This is a genomic window from Streptomyces sp. NPDC042336 (genome assembly GCF_055581985.1).
The window spans coordinates 91,542-108,046 of the sequence record NZ_JBVJEA010000017.1 but is presented as its reverse complement, the minus strand read 5'-3'; the positions used below and the strand labels follow the sequence as shown (position 1 = coordinate 108,046).

Here is a 16,505-nt window from a genome sequence, read left to right as displayed (position 1 = left end):
AACTTGACTCTACTGTCCATACTTGATTACAGATCTGTCAATATTGATTGAATCAATACACCGCGCCGCAAGGACTCAACACGAACCGCCCCCGATCGATACGGTGACCCCATGCGCGATCAAGAGCCCGAGCACCCCGCCGACCGCCAGCGGCGCCTGACCACCAGGGAAGCGGCCGAACTGCTCGGGGTGAAGCCCGAGACCGTGTACGCGTACGTCAGCCGCGGCCAGCTCGCCAGCCGACGCACGCCCGGCTCCCGGGGCAGCACCTTCGACGCCGACGAGGTGCGGGCCCTCGCCCGGCGCAACCGGCGCGACGGCGGCACGGCCCCGGCCGCCGGGCAGGAGCTGACGGTGCGCACCCGCCTCACACTCATCGAGAGCGACCGGTACTACTACCGGGGCGTCGACGCGGTCGAGCTCGCCGCCCGCCACACCTACGAGGAGGTGGCGGAGTGGCTGTGGACCGGGCAGCTGCGTCCCGACGCCGCCTTCCCGGCCCCCGAATCCGCCGTGGCCGTCGCCCGCCGCGCCGTCGACGCCCTGCCCGAACACGCCGGCCCCGCCGACCGGCTCCGCGTCGCCGCGATCGCCGCGGCGGTCACGGACCCGCTCCGCTTCGACCTCACCGAGGACGCGGTACTGGGCACGGCGCGCTCCCTCATCCCCACCCTCGTCGCCGCGCTGCCGCCCGTACTGCGCGACGGAGACGTCCGGGACCCGATCGCCCGCCGGCTGTGGACCCGGCTCAGCGGGCAGGACGCCGACGAACCGTCCCTGCGCGCCCTCGACACGGCGCTCTGCCTCCTCGTCGACCACGACCTGGCGGCCTCCACGCTCGCCGTGCGCGTCGCCGCGTCGGCACGGGCGCACGCCTACGCGGCCGTGTCCGCCGGACTCGGCGTGATCGAGGGGCCCCTGCACGGCGCCGCCGGAGGACTCGCGCACCGGATGCTGCTGGAGGTCCTCGACCTGGGCAGCGCGGCGCCGGTCGTCGCGGAGGAGTTGCGGGCCGGCCGGCGCATCCCCGGGCTCGGCCACCGGCTCTACCCGGGCGAGGACCCACGCGCGCGTGCCCTGTTCGCGCTCCTGGAGGACATCCCGCGGGCGGCACCCGCACTCGCGGCGGCCCGGGACGTCCAGGCCACCGCCGCCCGCCACACCCCGCTGCACGCCAACGTCGACCTGGCGCTCGCCGTGCTCACCGTGTCCTCCGGCATGGCCCCCACCGCGGCCGAGACGATCTTCGCGGTGGCCCGCACGGCCGGCTGGATCGCGCACGCGCTGGAGGAGTACGGGGAGCGCCCGCTGCGGATGCGGCCGAGTGGGCTGTACTCGGGCCCGAAGCCGCCGCAGCCCCTGCCGGAGTAGTGCTCAGGCGCGGCTGGAAGTCGTCACGGGCCAAGTCAGGTTAGGCTCACCTCTGTGAGTACGTGCTCAGCCGTCTCCCGGGACCTCGACGAGCCCGTTGCGGGCACCGCGCCCGTAGCGAGGACCTGGTTGCTGCTCGAACAGCCCGGCCCGTGGGGCGCCAAGGCGCTCACCGCGAGCCACCTGGACTCCGCGCTGGGGCGCGCCCTCGACGCGGCGGTGAAGGGCACGGGCGTGCGCGTCGCGCTCGTGCGCCGCCCCGGCCGCCACGCGGACCCGGGCACGTCCGCCGAACGCACCGTGTACGCGGCCCACACCGTGCCGGGAAACGTGTGGCTGCACGGCACCACGATCAAGGACCCCCGTCGGCTGCTCGACCTGGACTTCGCGGCACTCGGCCGGGGCGATCACCACACCTTCGACTCGGTGCTGGACGGCCGCCCCCACACGGGCGATCCGCTCGCCCTCGTGTGCACCAACGGAAAGCGCGACCGGTGCTGCGCCCTCCTCGGCAGACCTCTCGCGGCCGAACTCGCCGCCTCCGGTGCCGAGGGCGTCTGGGAAGTCACCCACCTGGGCGGTCACCGCTTCTCACCGACCGTGCTCGTGCTGCCCCACGGGTACGTCTACGGCCGGGTCCAGGCCCATGCCGTCAAGGAGATCCTGCACAGCGCGCGGGAGAACCGGATCGTCGTCGAGGACTGCCGCGGGAACTCCGCGTGGGAGCGCCCGGGCCAGGCCGCCGAGCTGGCCCTGCGCTCGGCCCTCGGCGAGGACACTGCCCAGGCTCTGACCGTCGTACGGACGGAGGGCGTCGCCCCTCGCTGGGAGGTGACCCTGGCCCACCGCGACGGCCGGCGCTGGCGGGTCACCGTCGTACAGGGGGCGTCGGCGCCACCCCGGCCGGAGAGCTGCGGGGCGTCGGTGCTGGGCTCGCCGGCGCGGATGGAGGTCACCGCGGTGCGCGCCCTGCCGGTGACGGCGGCACTGGCGAGCTGACACCCCGCGGGAGGCACCCGCCACCCCCACGGGAGACACCCGCCACCCCACGGGAGATACGCGCCACACCCCCCTACGGCATGCCACCGGCCCCACGTACCGTCATGGCCATGAGCTCCACTCCCCCCGTACGCCGACTGCGCCTGGGCCTGCCGCGGCGGGTGTTCTCACAGGTGCTGCTGATGCAGCTGGCGATCGCCGCGGGCGTCGCCGTGCTCGCGACCGGGCTGTTCCTGGCGCCGCTCGGCGACCAGCTGGACGACCAGGCGATGCGCCGGGCGCTGGCGATCGCGCAGACCACCGCGCAGCAGCCGCAGGTCGCACGGGACCTGCGGACCACCCGGCCGACGGCGACCGGCCCGGTGCAGCGGGAGGCGGAACGGGTCCGCGAGGCCACCCAGGCGGAGTACGTCGTCGTGATGGACCGCGAGGGCGTGCGCTGGTCGCACACCGACCCGCGGCGGATCGGCCAGGTCGTCTCGACCGACCCCGGGCAGGCCCTGTCCGGCCGCGAGGTCATGGAGATCGACAACGGCACCCTGGGCCGTTCCGCCCGCGGCAAGGTGCCGTTGCGCGACAGCGACGGGGAGATCGTCGGTGCGGTCTCGGTGGGCATCGCGTACGACAGCGTCCGGGCGCGGCTGATCCACGCCATCCCCGGCCTGTTCGCGTACGCCGGTGGCGCGCTGGCCGTCGGCGCCCTGGCCTCCTGGATCATCTCGCGCCGGGTGCAGCGGCAGACCCGGGACCTCGCCTTCTCGGACATCGCGGGGCTGCTGGCGGAGCGCGAGGCCATGCTGCACGGCATCCGGGAGGGCGTCGTCGCCCTCGACCGCGGCGGCCGGGTGCGCCTGCTCAACGACGAGGCGCAGCGCCTGCTGGGCATCGGCGGCGAGGCCGTCGGCCGCTCCCCCGACGAGGCGCTCGGGGCCGGGCGCACGGCCGACGTCCTGGCCGGCCGGGTGACCGGCACCGACCTGCTGACCGTGCGCGGCCAGCGGGTCCTGGTCGCCAACCGGATGCCCACCGACGACGGCGGGGCCGTCGCCACGCTGCGCGACCGCACCGAGCTGGAGCAGCTCGGCCGGGAGCTGGACTCCACACGGGGCCTGATCGACGCGCTGCGCGCGCAGGACCACGAGCACGCCAACCGCATGCACACCCTGCTGGGGCTGCTCGAACTGGAGATGTACGACGACGCCGTGGAGTTCGTCGGCGAGGTGGTCGGCGACCACCGGGTCACCGCGGAGCAGATCACGGAGCGGATCCAGGACCCGCTTCTCGCCGCCCTGCTGGTCGGCAAGGCCACGGTCGCGGCCGAGCGCGGAGTCGCCCTGTGGGTCTCGGACCGGACCCGGCTGCCGGACCGGCTGGTCGATCCCCGAGGGCTCGTGACGATCGTCGGCAACCTGGTCGACAACGCCCTCGACGCCGCCGCGGGGACGCCCCACGCGCGCGTGGAGGTCGAACTGCGTGCCGAGGGGCGCGCCGCCACGCTCACCGTGCGCGACACGGGCCCCGGGATTCCGGCGGACCACCGGGAACTGGTGTTCACCCCGGGCTGGTCCACCAAGGAGCCGCCGGCCCACCGCGGGCGCGGCATCGGCCTGTCGCTGGTGCGTCGCCTGGCCGAACGGCAGGGCGGCAGCGCGACCGTCTCGGAGGCGTACGGCGGGGGCGCGGAGTTCGTCGTCGTCCTCCCGGAGGCACTGGCCGAACCGGCCCTCGAACCCGCCCTCACCGCCCCCGTGACCACCGCCGCCGAGGAGGAGTCCCGATGATCGAGGTCCTGGTCGTGGACGACGACACGCGCGTCGCGCGCGTCAACGCCGCGTACGTCGAGAAGGTGCCGGGCTTCCACGTCGCCGGTGAGGCACACAGCGCGCTGGAGGCACTGGACGCGGTGGACAGGCTGCCCCGCCTCGACCTGATCCTGCTGGACCACTACCTGCCCGACCGGACCGGTCTGGAGGTCGTCCAGGAGATGCGCCGACGGGGACGCCAGACCGACGTGATCATGGTGACGGCCGCCCGGGACGTGTCAACCGTGCAGGCGGCGATGCGCCAGGGTGCGCTCCAGTACCTGGTGAAACCGTTCGCCTTCGCCGGTCTACGCGCCAAACTGGAGGCGTACGCCGAACTGCGCCGCACCCTCGACGGGGGCGGTGAGGCGGAACAGGCCGAGGTCGACCGCATCTTCGGCGCCCTGTCGGCCCCCTCCGAACCCGGGCTGCCCAAGGGCCACTCCCCCACCACCGCCGAGTTGGTACGCCAGTGTCTGCTGAAGGCCGACGGGCCGCTGTCCGCCCAGGAGATCGCCGAACGGACCGGTGTGAGCCGCCAGACCGCGCAGCGCTATCTGAAGCTGCTGGAACGCACCGGACGGGCCGTCCTGACACTCAAGTACGGCGAGGCCGGCCGCCCCGAGCACCGTTACGCGTGGGCGACCCGAGCCTGACACGGCCACCGGACGCCGGGGCCCGGGCGGGGGCCGGCCCCCTGCCTAGACTGCCCCCGCCCCGGTCAGCGACCGCACCTCGGTCTCGGCGTGCTTGGCCTCGTCCGGTTCCTCCGGCGAGGTGACCGTGCCCAGCCAGCCCGCGAGGAAGCCCAGCGGGACCGAGACGAGCCCCGGGTTCTGCAGCGGGAAGTACCGGAAGTCGAGGCCCGGGAAGAGGGATTGCGGGCTGCCGGACACGACCGGTGACAGCAGCACCAGCACCACGGACGGCACCAGTCCGCCGTAGACCGCCCACACCGCGCCGCGCGTGGTGAAGCCGCGCCAGAACAGCGAGTAGAGCAGCACCGGCAGGTTGGCGGAGGCGGCCACGGCGAAGGCGAGGCCCACCAGGAAGGCGACGTTGAGGTCGCGGGCGAGCAGACCGAGGCCGATCGCGACGGCGCCGATGCCGACGGCGGCGACCCGCGCCACGGCGACCTCGCTGCGCGGCTTGGAGTGCCGGCGCCGCAAGGACGCGTACAGGTCGTGGGCCACGGACGCCGAGGACGCCAGGGTGATGCCGGCCACCACCGCGAGGATGGTGGCGAACGCGACGGCGGCGACGACCGCGAACAGGACCGTACCGCCGGTGGACTGCGCGCCGCCGCCCAGGTCGAGGGCGAGCAGCGGCACCGCCGTGTTCCCGGCCGCGTTGGACGCGCGTACGGTGTCCGGGCCGACCAGGGCGGCGGCACCGAACCCGAGCACGATCGTCATCAGGTAGAAGCCGCCGATGAGACCGATCGACCACACCACGGACCGCCTCGCCGCCCGGGCGGTGGGCACGGTGTAGAAGCGGGACAGGATGTGCGGCAGCCCGGCCGTGCCCAGGACCAGGGCGAGCCCCAGGCTGATGAAGTCGAAGCGGGAGACCCAGTCCCCGCCGTACGCCAGGCCGGGCGCGAGGAACGACTCACCGTGGCCGCTGCGCTCGGCCGCCGTGCGAAGCAGCCGGTCGACGTCGCCGTGGAAGCGCACCAGGACGAGCGTGGTCAGCGCCACGGTGCCGCCGAGCAGCAGCACCGCCTTCACGATCTGGATCCAGGTGGTGGCGCGCATCCCGCCCAGCGACACGTAGATCACCATGAGGGCACCGACGCCGATGACCGTCCACGTGCGCGCCGCCTCGCTCGTCCCGCCCAGCAGCAGCGCGACCAGGCTGCCCGCACCCACCATCTGCGCCACCAGGTACAAGACGGAGACGGTGACCGAGGAGGTGCCCGCGGCGATCCTGACCGGCCGCTCCCTCATCCGGGCGGCGACCACGTCGGCGAGGGTGAACCGCCCGCAGTTGCGGACCAGTTCGGCGACGAGGAACAGGACCACGAGCCACGCCACCAGGAAACCCACCGAGTAGAGCATGCCGTCGTAGCCGTAGAGCGCGATGAGCCCCGAGATGCCGAGGAAGGACGCGGCCGACATGTAGTCGCCGGAGATGGCAAAACCATTCTCCATCGGCGAGAAGAGGCGGCCGCCCGCGTAGAACTCCTCCGCGGACCCCTGCCGGTGGCGGCCCACCCAGGTGGTGATCCCGAGTGTGACCGCGACGAACGTGCTGAACAGCAGCAGGGCCAGCGTCTGATGGTCGCCGGTCACGACGCACCACCCCGTGCCCCGCGCGTCAGCTCCTGGGTGTCCCAGCGCAGTTCGAGCGCGGCCCGGTCCCTGCGCAGCCGGGCGTGCCGGGCGTAGGCCCAGGTGAGCAGGAACGTGGTGAGGAACTGACCCAGCCCGGCGACCATCGCCACGTTCACCGCTCCGGCCACCGGTCGGGCCATCAGGGAGGGTGCGGACGTGGCGGTCACCACGTAGGCGACGTACCAGAGGAAGAAGGCGGCGACGGCCGGCATCACGAACCGCCGGTACCGGCGGCGGACCTCCTGGAAGGCCGCGCTGCGCTGCACCTCCAGGTACACGTCGGCCGCGGCCCGGGACGGCACGGTCGGGGCGTCCCGGCGCATCGGCGGCACCGCCGGCCCGGTGGCTCCGGGACCGGCCGACTCGCCCCAGCCGGAGGCGAGGGCGTCGTACCAGGGGTCGTCGTACCGCGGATCCTCGTACGGTGCGCCGGGGGCCGTCTCGACGTAGGCCCTGCCCGGCACCGCGCGGTGGTTGGCCGCGCTTTCGGGACCGCCCCCGGCACCGCGGGACCGATCGTTGCTTGACTGCATGCCCAAGGATGGACAGAACGGGAAGATCCCCGACTCTCCTTCCCCAGGCACTTCACCCCATCAGGTGATTCATCCCCCTGGTGGCCGCACCAGCCCCTTCCCGTAGGCGTAACGCACCGCCTGCGCACGGTCCTTGATGCCCGTCTTGGCGAACAGGTTGTTGATGTGGGTCTTCACCGTCGCCGTGGAGACCTGCAGCCGGCTCGCGATCTGCTGGTTGGTGAGCCCATCGGCGATGAGCACCAGCACCTCGGTCTCCCGGGCGGTGAGACCGTCCGGTGGTTCGGGCGGTCCCGCGTGCCGCGGCTCGGACTCCGACAGGCGCTCCAGCAGCCGCCGCTGGATGCTCGGGGCCAGCCCCGCGTCTCCGGACAGGACGCCGTGCACCGCCCGGACGATCTCCTCCCCGCCCGCGTCCTTGGTGAGGTAGCCGCGCGCCCCCGCCCGCAACGCGGGGAACACCGACTCGTCGTCCGCGTACGTCGTGAGCACGACGACCTGCGTCCCCGGGTGTTCGGACCGGATCCGGCGGGTGGCCTCCACCCCGTCGCACCTGGGCATGCGCAGATCCATCAGCACCACGTCCGGCGCGAGTTCGGCGACCTGCCGGACCGCCTCCTCGCCGTCACCGGCGGCGCCCACGACCTCGACACCGGGCAGGAGCCCGAGCAGCATCACGATCCCCTCCCGCACGACGGTCTGATCGTCCACGACCACCACCCGCGCGGGCCTTTCCCCGTGCTCCTGCGTCATACGGGCACCTTCAACGTCACCACGAACCCCTCCTCGCCCGGCCCTGTCCGCAGCGAGCCGCCCAGCAACTCGGCACGCTCCCGCATGCCCAGCAGACCGTACCCACCTGCGCTGCCGGTGACTTCGCGGGACGGGCCTCCCGAGTCCCGTACGTCCAGCGTCACTTCGTGGGCGCCGTAGTCCAGCCGCACCCGCACACCGGCGCCGGGGGCGTGCCTGCGGGCGTTCGTCAGCGCCTCCTGGGCCACTCTGCGCACGGCCTGCGACGCCTCGGCCGGCAGCGGTCTGCGTTCCCCCGTAATGGTGACCTCCGCGGCGCCCTCCGCCGTCTCGACGAGCTGGGCCAGGAAGTCCTCCAGCGGCGTCAGGTCGCCCCGCAGCGCGGACAGCGCCTGCCGGGTCTCGGCGAGTCCGTCGCGGGCCATCCCCCGTGCCGCCACCACCCGGTCCAGGATCTGCTGCCGGTCCGCGCCCCGCTCGATCAGCAGCCGGGCCGCCTCCAGGTGCACCATCTGCGCCGAGAGGCTGTGCGCCAGCACGTCGTGGATCTCCCGGGCGATACGGGCCCGCTCCGCGAGTGCCGCGGACTCCGCCTCGGCCGCCCGAGCGGCCCGCTCCTGAGCCAGCAGCCGCTGCGCGCTCCCCCGTGCCTCGGCGTCGAGTCGCAGGACGTATCCGGCCAGTGCCAGTCCGCCCGCCGTCGCCGCCGTGGTCCGCCATGCGTCGTCGCTGACGGCGGCGTAGGAGGCCAGCGCGACCGAGGCCACGGGCAGCGCGGCGGCGACGGGCAGCCGTTCGAGGGCCACGACGGCACAGCCGCACCAGATGACCAGTGCGGGGACTGTGAAGCCGACGGACCGGGCGGCCACCGCGATCGCGAGCAGCACGGCGACGAGTGCCAGGGACGGCCACAACCGGTGCGCGAGCGTGGTCCGGAAGAAGGCCCAAGCCGCGCACACGGCGCCCATCAGGCCGACGGCCGCCGCGACCGAGCCCCATCCGTGCAGACGGCTGCTCGTGAACGCGCCCCACAGCAGCATCCCGAACACCAGCAGCCGCACCGCCAGGGCGAGCAGCCGGCGGGGCCGCGAGACGCTCTCGGGCAGGAGCGCCTCCCTGGAAGGCCACCTCGTCCAGACGTTCTCCGTCACGCGGGCTCCTTCCAGGTGGGCCGGGCCACGGCGTCACGGTACGCGGCACCGGGTGCTCGGGAAGGGCGCGGGGCCTGAACGCGCCAGGCCAGGACGCCGGACCGGACCAGCAGGGTCGCCGCGAGGGCGAGCAGCAGGGCGGAGCCGTCCTGCCGCACCCCCAGGACGGCACCGACCCCGTAGAGGCCGACGCGCAGCGCGATGCCGGCGACCCACACCGCGACGCTCGCCCGGGTGCCCCTGCTCCACACGGCGCCGTCCGCCTCGGCCCATATCCGGGTGGTCCAGGCCCAGCCGGCCCCGGTGGCCAGGCCGACGATCATCTCGGCGGCGAGCAGCAGCACCGCGGCCGTCCGGTGATGGGCGTCGATCATGCCCGGTTCACGCAGCGCGACGATGCCCAGTACCAGGGGCAGCACCCACCAGCGTCGGCCGGTGTCGATCCGGCTCGGGCGGAACTGCCGGGTGATCACCAGGCCGATCACCGCCGTGACGACCAACGCGTCCAGGAGCCCGGACATCATGCCTCCGTGAGCGGAAGAAGGGTGATGCCGGCGGCGCTCCCGCCGACGACTTCGACGCTACGGAACGTACGAGGTCACGGGATCGGAGCCCGGGTGGATCATGGGTGGAGCCGCGCTCGGCGGGACGCTCCACCCAGGGGTGGAGACGGCGACGGGCCCGGGCGGCGGCGTGGGACGCGGGCCGCACATGCGGCGGACCGGGCCCGGTTCTCGCTCCCGGGCCCGGTCCGTCGACTGAGTGTGGTCACGCGTCGATGCGCGACCGGTCCAGCGTCGCCGCCGAGCTGGAGATGAACTCCTTGCGGGGTGCGACGTCGTTGCCCATCAGCAGGTCGAAGACCTGCTCGGCGGAGTCCAGGTCGGTCAGGTTGATCCGGCGCAGGGTGCGGCGGCGCGGGTCCATGGTGGTCTCCGCCAGCTGGTCGGCGTCCATCTCGCCCAGGCCCTTGTAGCGCTGGATGGAGTCCTTGTACCGGATGTTCTTGCTCTGGAACTCCATGAGCCTGTCGCGAAGCTCACGGTCCGAGTACGTGTAGACGTACTTGTCCTGGCCCTTCTTCGGCTGGACCAGCTCGATGCGGTGCAGCGGGGGCACCGCGGCGAACACCCGGCCGGCCTCGACCATGGGCCGCATGTAGCGGTGGAAGAGGGTCAGCAGCAGGGTGCGGATGTGGGAGCCGTCCACGTCGGCGTCGGTCATCATGATGATCTTGCCGTAGCGGGCCGCGTCGATGTCGAAGGTGCGGCCCGAACCCGCCCCTATGACCTGGATGATCGCCCCGCACTCGGCGTTCTTCAGCATGTCGGTGACGGACGACTTCTGGACGTTGAGGATCTTGCCCCGGATCGGCAGCAGCGCCTGGAACTCGGAGTTGCGGGCGAGCTTGGCCGTGCCCAGCGCGGAGTCGCCCTCGACGATGAACAGCTCACTGCGGTCGACGTCGTCGCTGCGGCAGTCCGCGAGCTTCGCGGGCAGTGACGACGACTCCAGGGCCGTCTTGCGACGCTGGGCGTCCTTGTGCTGGCGTGCGGCGATACGGGTACGGGCCGCGGCGACGGCCTTCTCCATGACCACCCGCGCCTGCTGGGCCGCGTCGCGCTTGGTCGAGGTCAGGAACGCCTTCAGTTCCTTGGTGATCACGTTGTTCACGATCCGGCGGGCCGCCGAGGTGCCGAGGACCTCCTTGGTCTGGCCCTCGAACTGCGGCTCGGCGAGCCGGACGGTGACGACCGCCGTCAGGCCCTCCAGGGCGTCGTCCTTGACGATGTCGTCCTCGGCGACGCGCAGCATCTTCTTGGTGCGCAGCACCTCGTTCATCGTCTTGGCCACCGCCTGCTCGAAGCCGGCGACGTGGGTGCCGCCCTTGGGCGTGGCGATGATGTTGACGAACGACCTGACCGTGGTGTCGTAACCGGTGCCCCAGCGCATCGCGACGTCGACGCCCAGGTCACGGGTGACCTCCGTCGGTGTCATCTGACCGTCCTCGTCCAGCACGGGGACCGTCTCCTTGAAGCTGCCCTGCCCGCTGAAGCGGAGGGTGTCGCAGACGGGCCGGTCACTGGCCAGGTACTCGCAGAACTCACTGATGCCGCCGTCGAAGCGGAACGACTCCTCGCCCTTGCTGCCGCCGTCACCGAGACCGAACTCGTCCCGCACCACAATGGTCAGCCCGGGCACCAGGAAGGCGGTCTGGCGGGCCCGCTGGTGCAGGGTGTCCAGGGAGAGCTTCGCGTCCCTGAGGAAGATCTGCCGGTCCGCCCAGTACCGCACACGGGTACCGCGGCGGCTCTTGGGGATCTTCTTGGTCTTGCGCAGCCCGCTCCCGGCGTCGAACTTGGCGTCCGGGCCCGCTCCCGCGAACGCGCCCGGGACCCCCCGGCGGAAACTGATGGCATGGGTGTGCCCACCGAGGTCGACCTCGATGTCCAGGCGGGCGGACAGGGCGTTCACCACGGAGGCGCCCACACCGTGCAGACCACCGGAAGCGGCGTAGGCGCCACCGCCGAACTTGCCGCCGGCGTGCAGCTTGGTCATGACGACCTCGACGCCGGACAGGCCGGTCTTGGGCTCGACGTCGACCGGGATGCCCCGGCCGTTGTCCCGGACCTCCACCGAGGCGTCGTCGTGGAGGATCACCTCGATGTGGTCGCAGTAACCGCCCAGGGCCTCGTCGACGGAGTTGTCGATGATCTCCCACAGGCAGTGCATCAGACCGCGGCTGTCGGTGGATCCGATGTACATGCCCGGACGCTTGCGCACGGCCTCGAGCCCCTCGAGGACGAGCAGGTGCCGCGCGGTGTAGTTGGACCCGTCCCGGTCTGCTCCTGCCAGCAGCGCAGTGGACGGCACGGATGTCTCGGCGGTCACGCGGTTCGCTCCTCGCTGAATTTCAGATGGGGCCCCGCTGGGTAAGGGCGTGGCTCGGTTCACCGGTCAGAGGGTACCGAGGCCTGGTAGAGCCGTTGTAACGCCACCCTCGTCGCGCACTCACCCTAGTCCAGGGTCGCATGCCTGTTCGATCCCTCGATGGGGTGAAGTACACATCACGTTCCCTTCGAGGCATGAACCATTTAGGCTCCGGGCACGTCCTCATGAACAAACCGGCAACCCAGCCGGCGGGACCGACACTGACCGACTGCGCGAACCCGTACGACACACAGACACGCAATACGGCACATTCGCCGCCAATCGGCAACAGCCGGCCCCTCGGAAAGTTTTTTCGAGGAAAAGCCACGAGCGGGAACGTTTTGGGGCTGGTTGGATGTTGACCCTGGTACGACAGCTCGTCGAGCTAGAGAAGAGGCGACGTGACTACTGTTCTGACTTCCGCAAGCCCGCTGACGGCCGCCGATCGCTGCGACCGCTGCGGCGCCCAGGCATATCTGCGCGTCGTCCTGCTGAGCGGCGGAGAACTGCTCTTCTGCGCCCACCACGGGCGCAAGTTCGAGCCGGAACTCAAGAAGATCGCCGCTGAGATACAGGACGAGACGGAGCGGCTGACCGCCGTTCCGGCTTCTTCCGCCGAGGAAGAGCGCTGACCCAACGCGCCCGACGACGAGCCGAATCGGCACAGGCCGATGAACGGGCGGCCGCCTCCAGAACTTGGAGGCGGCCGCCCGTGCTCGTGCTCCAGAGGCCCTCAGCGGCCGTCAGACGCCCCCGCGCTGCCCCGTTGCCGCGCCGTCCCAGCCCAGGGTCCGCAGTATCGAGGAGACCCGCGTGTAGACCCCTGGACTGCCCGGGCGCCCGCAGCCACTCCCCCAGGACACCAGGCCGATGAGCCTCCCCTGGCCGACCAGCGGTCCTCCGCTGTCCCCCTGACAGGCGTCGCGGCCGCCGGTCTCCTCCCCCGCGCAGAGCATGGTGCTCCGGAGATACCGTCCGTCGTCGCTCCCCGGATACGCCCGCTCGCAGGACGCGTCGGGGAGCACGCGCACACGCGCCGCGTGCAGGCCGTTCGCGTAGTCACCGGCTCCGGAGGTGTCGCCCCAGCCGTAGACCAGGGCCCCGGTGTCCGGCGCGTACGCGGGGTCGCCTTCCGCCGCCATCCCTACGACCGAGCCGGCGGGAAGGGCTTCGGAGAGGGTGAGCACCGCGAAGTCGCCGGCGTTGCTGTTGTCGTCGTGCCCCGGATTCACCCACACGGAGCGGACGGGGATCTCCTGGCCCTGGTCCGACAGCAGGTCGGTGCGGCCGGCGATGATCTTCAGGTCGCCCACCTGGTCCGGCGGCGACCCGAGCACCTCTTCCCCCAGGCAGTGGGCCGCCGTGAGAACGGTGGTCCGGCCGACGGCCACTCCCCCGCAGAACTGCCCCGCTCTCGTACCCCCGAACCGGTCACGACTGGACAGGGCGACGGTCCACGGGCTGTCGGACACTTCTACCGGGAATCCTCCGACGACGATGCTGTCGGCGGCCGCGGGGGCGGCGGACCCCAGCGGTATCGCGGTCGCCGCGGCCGCCAGCACCAGCGGCCGGGCCAGTGTCCGGGCAAAGAGACGACGCATGCGGGCTCCTCACTCCTAGGTGGTCATGGGACACCCAGAGTGATCCAGTACGCCGTGTCGCGCACCCGCTGCCCAGCGCGAAGGCCCGGTTCCGCACCTGGCGGAACCGGGCCTCGTCGCTCGTACGACGCTCGTACCGACTACCGCGGTCTAGTCGAGGTAGTCGCGCAGCACCTGGGAACGCGACGGGTGCCGCAGCTTCGACATGGTCTTCGACTCGATCTGGCGGATGCGCTCACGCGTGACGCCGTACACCTTGCCGATCTCGTCGAGGGTCTTCGGCTGACCGTCGGTGAGGCCGAAGCGCATGGAGACGACGCCTGCCTCGCGCTCGGACAGGGTGTCGAGCACGGAGTGCAGCTGCTCCTGCAGGAGGGTGAAGCTGACCGCGTCGGCCGGGACGACCGCCTCGGAGTCCTCGATGAGGTCACCGAACTCGCTGTCGCCGTCCTCGCCCAGCGGGGTGTGCAGCGAGATGGGCTCGCGACCGTACTTCTGGACCTCGATGACCTTCTCCGGGGTCATGTCGAGCTCCTTGGCCAGCTCCTCCGGGGTGGGCTCGCGGCCCAGGTCCTGGAGCATCTGGCGCTGCACGCGCGCGAGCTTGTTGATGACCTCGACCATGTGCACCGGGATACGGATGGTGCGGGCCTGGTCGGCCATCGCGCGGGTGATCGCCTGACGGATCCACCAGGTGGCGTACGTGGAGAACTTGTAGCCCTTGGTGTAGTCGAACTTCTCCACGGCGCGGATCAGACCGAGGTTGCCCTCCTGGATGAGGTCCAGGAAGAGCATGCCGCGGCCGGTGTAGCGCTTGGCCAGCGAGACCACCAGGCGGAGGTTGGCCTCCAGCAGGTGGTTCTTGGCGCGGCGGCCGTCCTCGGCGATGATCTCCAGCTCGCGCTTGAGTTTGGGCGCGAGCTTGTCGGCATTCGCCAGCTTGTCCTCGGCGAACAGACCGGCCTCGATGCGCTTGGCGAGCTCGACCTCCTGCTCGGCGTTGAGCAGCGGGACCTTGCCGATCTGCTTGAGGTAGTCCTTGACCGGGTCGGCGGTGGCGCCGGCCGCGGCGACCTGCTGGGCCGGAGCGTCGTCCTCGTCCTCGTCGGAGAGCACGAACCCCGCGTTCTCGGTGCCCTCGGGCTCCTCCGTCGCGGCCTTCGGGTCCTCGGTCGTCTCCTCCTCGAGAAGCTCGCCGTCTTCCTTCTTGGCCGTGGTCTTCTTGGCCGCCGTCTTCTTGGCGGTCGCCTTCTTCGCCGTCGCCTTCTTGGCGGTCGTCTTCTTGGCCGCCGCCTTCTTGACGGGAGTCTCTTCTTCCTCGGCGGCGGGCTCGGTGGCGGGCGCCGCCGGGGCGGCGGGAGCGGTCGCCTTCCTGCTGGTCACCGTCTTGGCCGCGACCGTCTTCGTGGCGGTGCGCTTGGCGGGACTCTTCGCTGCGACGCTCTTGCGGGTGCGCTTGGGCTCTGCGGCACTGACCATCAGCGTCACACCCTCTTCCTCGAGGATCTGGTTGAGGCTGCGCAGTACGTTCTTCCACTGAGTGGCCGGAATCTGGTCAGCTTCGAAGGCCCGACGCACGTCATCGCCGGCGATCTGCCCCTCAGCCTTTCCCCGCTCAATGAGCGCCATGACAGAGACGGACTCGGCGATCTCCGGCGGGAGCGTACGGGATGTGCTGGCCGACACGAACAACCTCTCGGAACGTTGAAAAACGGCTTCCGGCCCCGTCCACGGCGGACAGGAGCCGACCACCGGCTTGGGAATGGGCCGACGGTGCGGGCGGGCCGGGAGATGCACAGCGCCGTGAACGGCGTCCGTATTCCCTCCGCGGCTGTCACCTCTTAGGTCATCGTGTTGTTCCCAAGAGCGTTACGCCCAATCCGCGTGGCCCGAGTCACACCCCGTAAACGATCAAAATCGGTCAAATATGGATGAACAAGGTCATCGGTTCATGCGTCCCGGCCACACCGGGAAGGAGCTCAGCCAAGGAGCTCAGCCTCTCATCACACCGTCGGACCCCGCGGAACCATGAGCGGTTCCGCGGGGTCCGACGGTGACGGCGGCGTCCGGCCACTGCCACAGGAGGGGTTTGGCGTGCCCGGACCGCGCCGTTCCGGCGGAGGCGCTCAGTGCTCGCGAGGGGCGGGCACCACGCGTTCCACCTCGGGGTGGACGGTCAGAAGTTGACGCATGGCCGCCTCGGCCGCCGCGCCGTCGCCGGTGGCGAGGGCGTCGACGATCCTGCCGTGCTGCGCGATCGACACGTCGTTCGGCCGGTCACAGTCCGTGACCGGGCCGCCGGAGACGTGGAGGGCGGCGGAGACGATCCCGGAGAGGTGGTCCAGCATGCGGTTGCCCGCGATCTGGATGAGCAGGGAGTGGAACTCGGCATCGGCGCGCGAGAAGGTGAGCGCGTCGCCCTGCCCCATGGCGTGGCCCATGATCCCGACCATGTCGGAGAGCCGCTGCTGGATGTCCTCGCGTCCGTGCCCGGCGGCCAGTCGCGCGGCGAGCGGCTCGATCGTCCAGCGCAGTTCGCTCAGCTCGCGGCGCTGGTCGTCGCGCTGCGGGCCGAAGGCACGCCATTCGATGATGTCCGGATCCAGGAGGTTCCAGTCACTGACGGGACGCACCCGGGTACCGACATTGGGGCGGGCGCTGACCAGCCCCTTCGCCTCCAGCACGCGGAGGGACTCACGCACTACGGTGCGGGAGACCTCGAAGCGCTGTCCGATCTCCTCGGGCACCAGTGGGCGGTCTGCACCCAGGTCGCCGGAAACGATCATCTGGCCAAGCTGCTGGACGAGTTGCCCGTGCAGTCCGCGGCCACGGTTGCCCGCGGTGCGCCGGCCCACGCGGCCCAGCTCGGGCTCCACCCCTTCCCAGGAGGGCGCACCGACGCGGTCGACGGCGGGCGTCTCCGCGTACGGGTAGCGGTCGAGTTCGCCCGGGTTCGCGAGGCCGGAGTCGGCGGAACGGGCGGCGGTCATCATGGTGTGCGCAAGGGTACTCACGCATCCTTTGTCGG

At 71.6% G+C, this 16,505-nt stretch carries 14 protein-coding genes; 5 read left to right on the top strand and 9 right to left on the bottom strand.

What is annotated here, in order from left to right:
* Positions 1-111 precede the first annotated feature (111 nt).
* From ACZ6IM_RS29865 to ACZ6IM_RS29850, 4 genes are all read left to right on the top strand, one after another.
* The gene (locus ACZ6IM_RS29865; RefSeq protein ID WP_469560641.1) at positions 112-1,371 is read left to right on the top strand and encodes a citrate synthase; all 1,260 of its coding nucleotides are present in this window, start codon (positions 112-114) and stop codon (positions 1,369-1,371) included.
* A gap of 54 nt (positions 1,372-1,425) precedes the next feature.
* Entirely contained in the window at positions 1,426-2,370 is a 945-nt protein-coding gene (locus ACZ6IM_RS29860) for a sucrase ferredoxin (protein ID WP_052840084.1), read from the top strand.
* A gap of 110 nt (positions 2,371-2,480) precedes the next feature.
* Positions 2,481-4,151, top strand: a complete 1,671-nt coding sequence (locus ACZ6IM_RS29855; protein ID WP_469560637.1) for an ATP-binding protein — start codon at positions 2,481-2,483, stop codon at positions 4,149-4,151.
* Positions 4,148-4,828, top strand: a complete 681-nt coding sequence (locus tag ACZ6IM_RS29850; protein WP_469560634.1) for a response regulator — start codon at positions 4,148-4,150, stop codon at positions 4,826-4,828. Before ACZ6IM_RS29855 ends, ACZ6IM_RS29850 begins: the two co-directional genes overlap by 4 nt.
* A gap of 45 nt (positions 4,829-4,873) precedes the next feature.
* Here ACZ6IM_RS29850 and ACZ6IM_RS29845 read toward each other — a convergent pair whose 3' ends face one another.
* The 6 genes from ACZ6IM_RS29845 to ACZ6IM_RS29820 form a co-directional block, all read right to left on the bottom strand.
* Positions 4,874-6,466, bottom strand: coding sequence for a solute symporter family protein (locus tag ACZ6IM_RS29845; RefSeq protein WP_469560631.1), 1,593 nt, complete (start codon positions 6,464-6,466; stop codon positions 4,874-4,876).
* Positions 6,463-7,041: a DUF485 domain-containing protein gene (locus ACZ6IM_RS29840; protein ID WP_469560628.1), complete on the bottom strand. Its 579-nt coding sequence runs from the start codon at positions 7,039-7,041 to the stop codon at positions 6,463-6,465. Before ACZ6IM_RS29840 ends, ACZ6IM_RS29845 begins: the two co-directional genes overlap by 4 nt.
* 69 nt (positions 7,042-7,110) lie before the next feature.
* Positions 7,111-7,794, bottom strand: a complete 684-nt coding sequence (locus ACZ6IM_RS29835) for a response regulator (RefSeq protein ID WP_052840087.1) — start codon at positions 7,792-7,794, stop codon at positions 7,111-7,113.
* Positions 7,791-8,945 carry a sensor histidine kinase gene (locus ACZ6IM_RS29830; RefSeq protein ID WP_469560625.1) on the bottom strand — a complete coding sequence of 385 codons (1,155 nt, stop codon included), beginning with the start codon at positions 8,943-8,945 and terminating at the stop codon, positions 7,791-7,793. Before ACZ6IM_RS29830 ends, ACZ6IM_RS29835 begins: the two co-directional genes overlap by 4 nt.
* Positions 8,942-9,466 (bottom strand): hypothetical protein, encoded by a 525-nt coding sequence (locus ACZ6IM_RS29825; protein WP_052840089.1) that lies wholly within the window; start codon positions 9,464-9,466, stop codon positions 8,942-8,944. The genes ACZ6IM_RS29830 and ACZ6IM_RS29825 overlap by 4 nt, the downstream gene beginning before the upstream one ends.
* 247 nt (positions 9,467-9,713) lie before the next feature.
* Positions 9,714-11,837, bottom strand: a complete 2,124-nt coding sequence (locus tag ACZ6IM_RS29820; RefSeq protein WP_052840090.1) for a DNA gyrase/topoisomerase IV subunit B — start codon at positions 11,835-11,837, stop codon at positions 9,714-9,716.
* A 440-nt stretch (positions 11,838-12,277) separates the two neighbouring features.
* Here ACZ6IM_RS29820 and ACZ6IM_RS29815 point away from each other — a divergent pair, with 440 nt between their 5' ends.
* A complete protein-coding gene (locus ACZ6IM_RS29815) occupies positions 12,278-12,508 on the top strand; it encodes a DUF7455 domain-containing protein (protein ID WP_007445070.1) in 231 nt (76 codons plus the stop codon).
* A 111-nt stretch (positions 12,509-12,619) separates the two neighbouring features.
* On the opposite strand, the gene ACZ6IM_RS29810 is transcribed toward ACZ6IM_RS29815, so the two are convergent.
* From ACZ6IM_RS29810 to whiH, 3 genes are all read right to left on the bottom strand, one after another.
* Positions 12,620-13,477 (bottom strand): S1 family peptidase, encoded by an 858-nt coding sequence (locus ACZ6IM_RS29810; RefSeq protein WP_052840091.1) that lies wholly within the window; start codon positions 13,475-13,477, stop codon positions 12,620-12,622.
* 150 nt (positions 13,478-13,627) lie between these two features.
* A complete protein-coding gene (locus ACZ6IM_RS29805; protein ID WP_052840254.1) occupies positions 13,628-15,163 on the bottom strand; it encodes an RNA polymerase sigma factor in 1,536 nt (511 codons plus the stop codon).
* Between the two features lie 440 nt (positions 15,164-15,603).
* The gene (whiH, locus tag ACZ6IM_RS29800; protein WP_052840092.1) at positions 15,604-16,491 is read right to left on the bottom strand and encodes a sporulation transcriptional regulator WhiH; all 888 of its coding nucleotides are present in this window, start codon (positions 16,489-16,491) and stop codon (positions 15,604-15,606) included.
* Positions 16,492-16,505 lie beyond the last annotated feature (14 nt).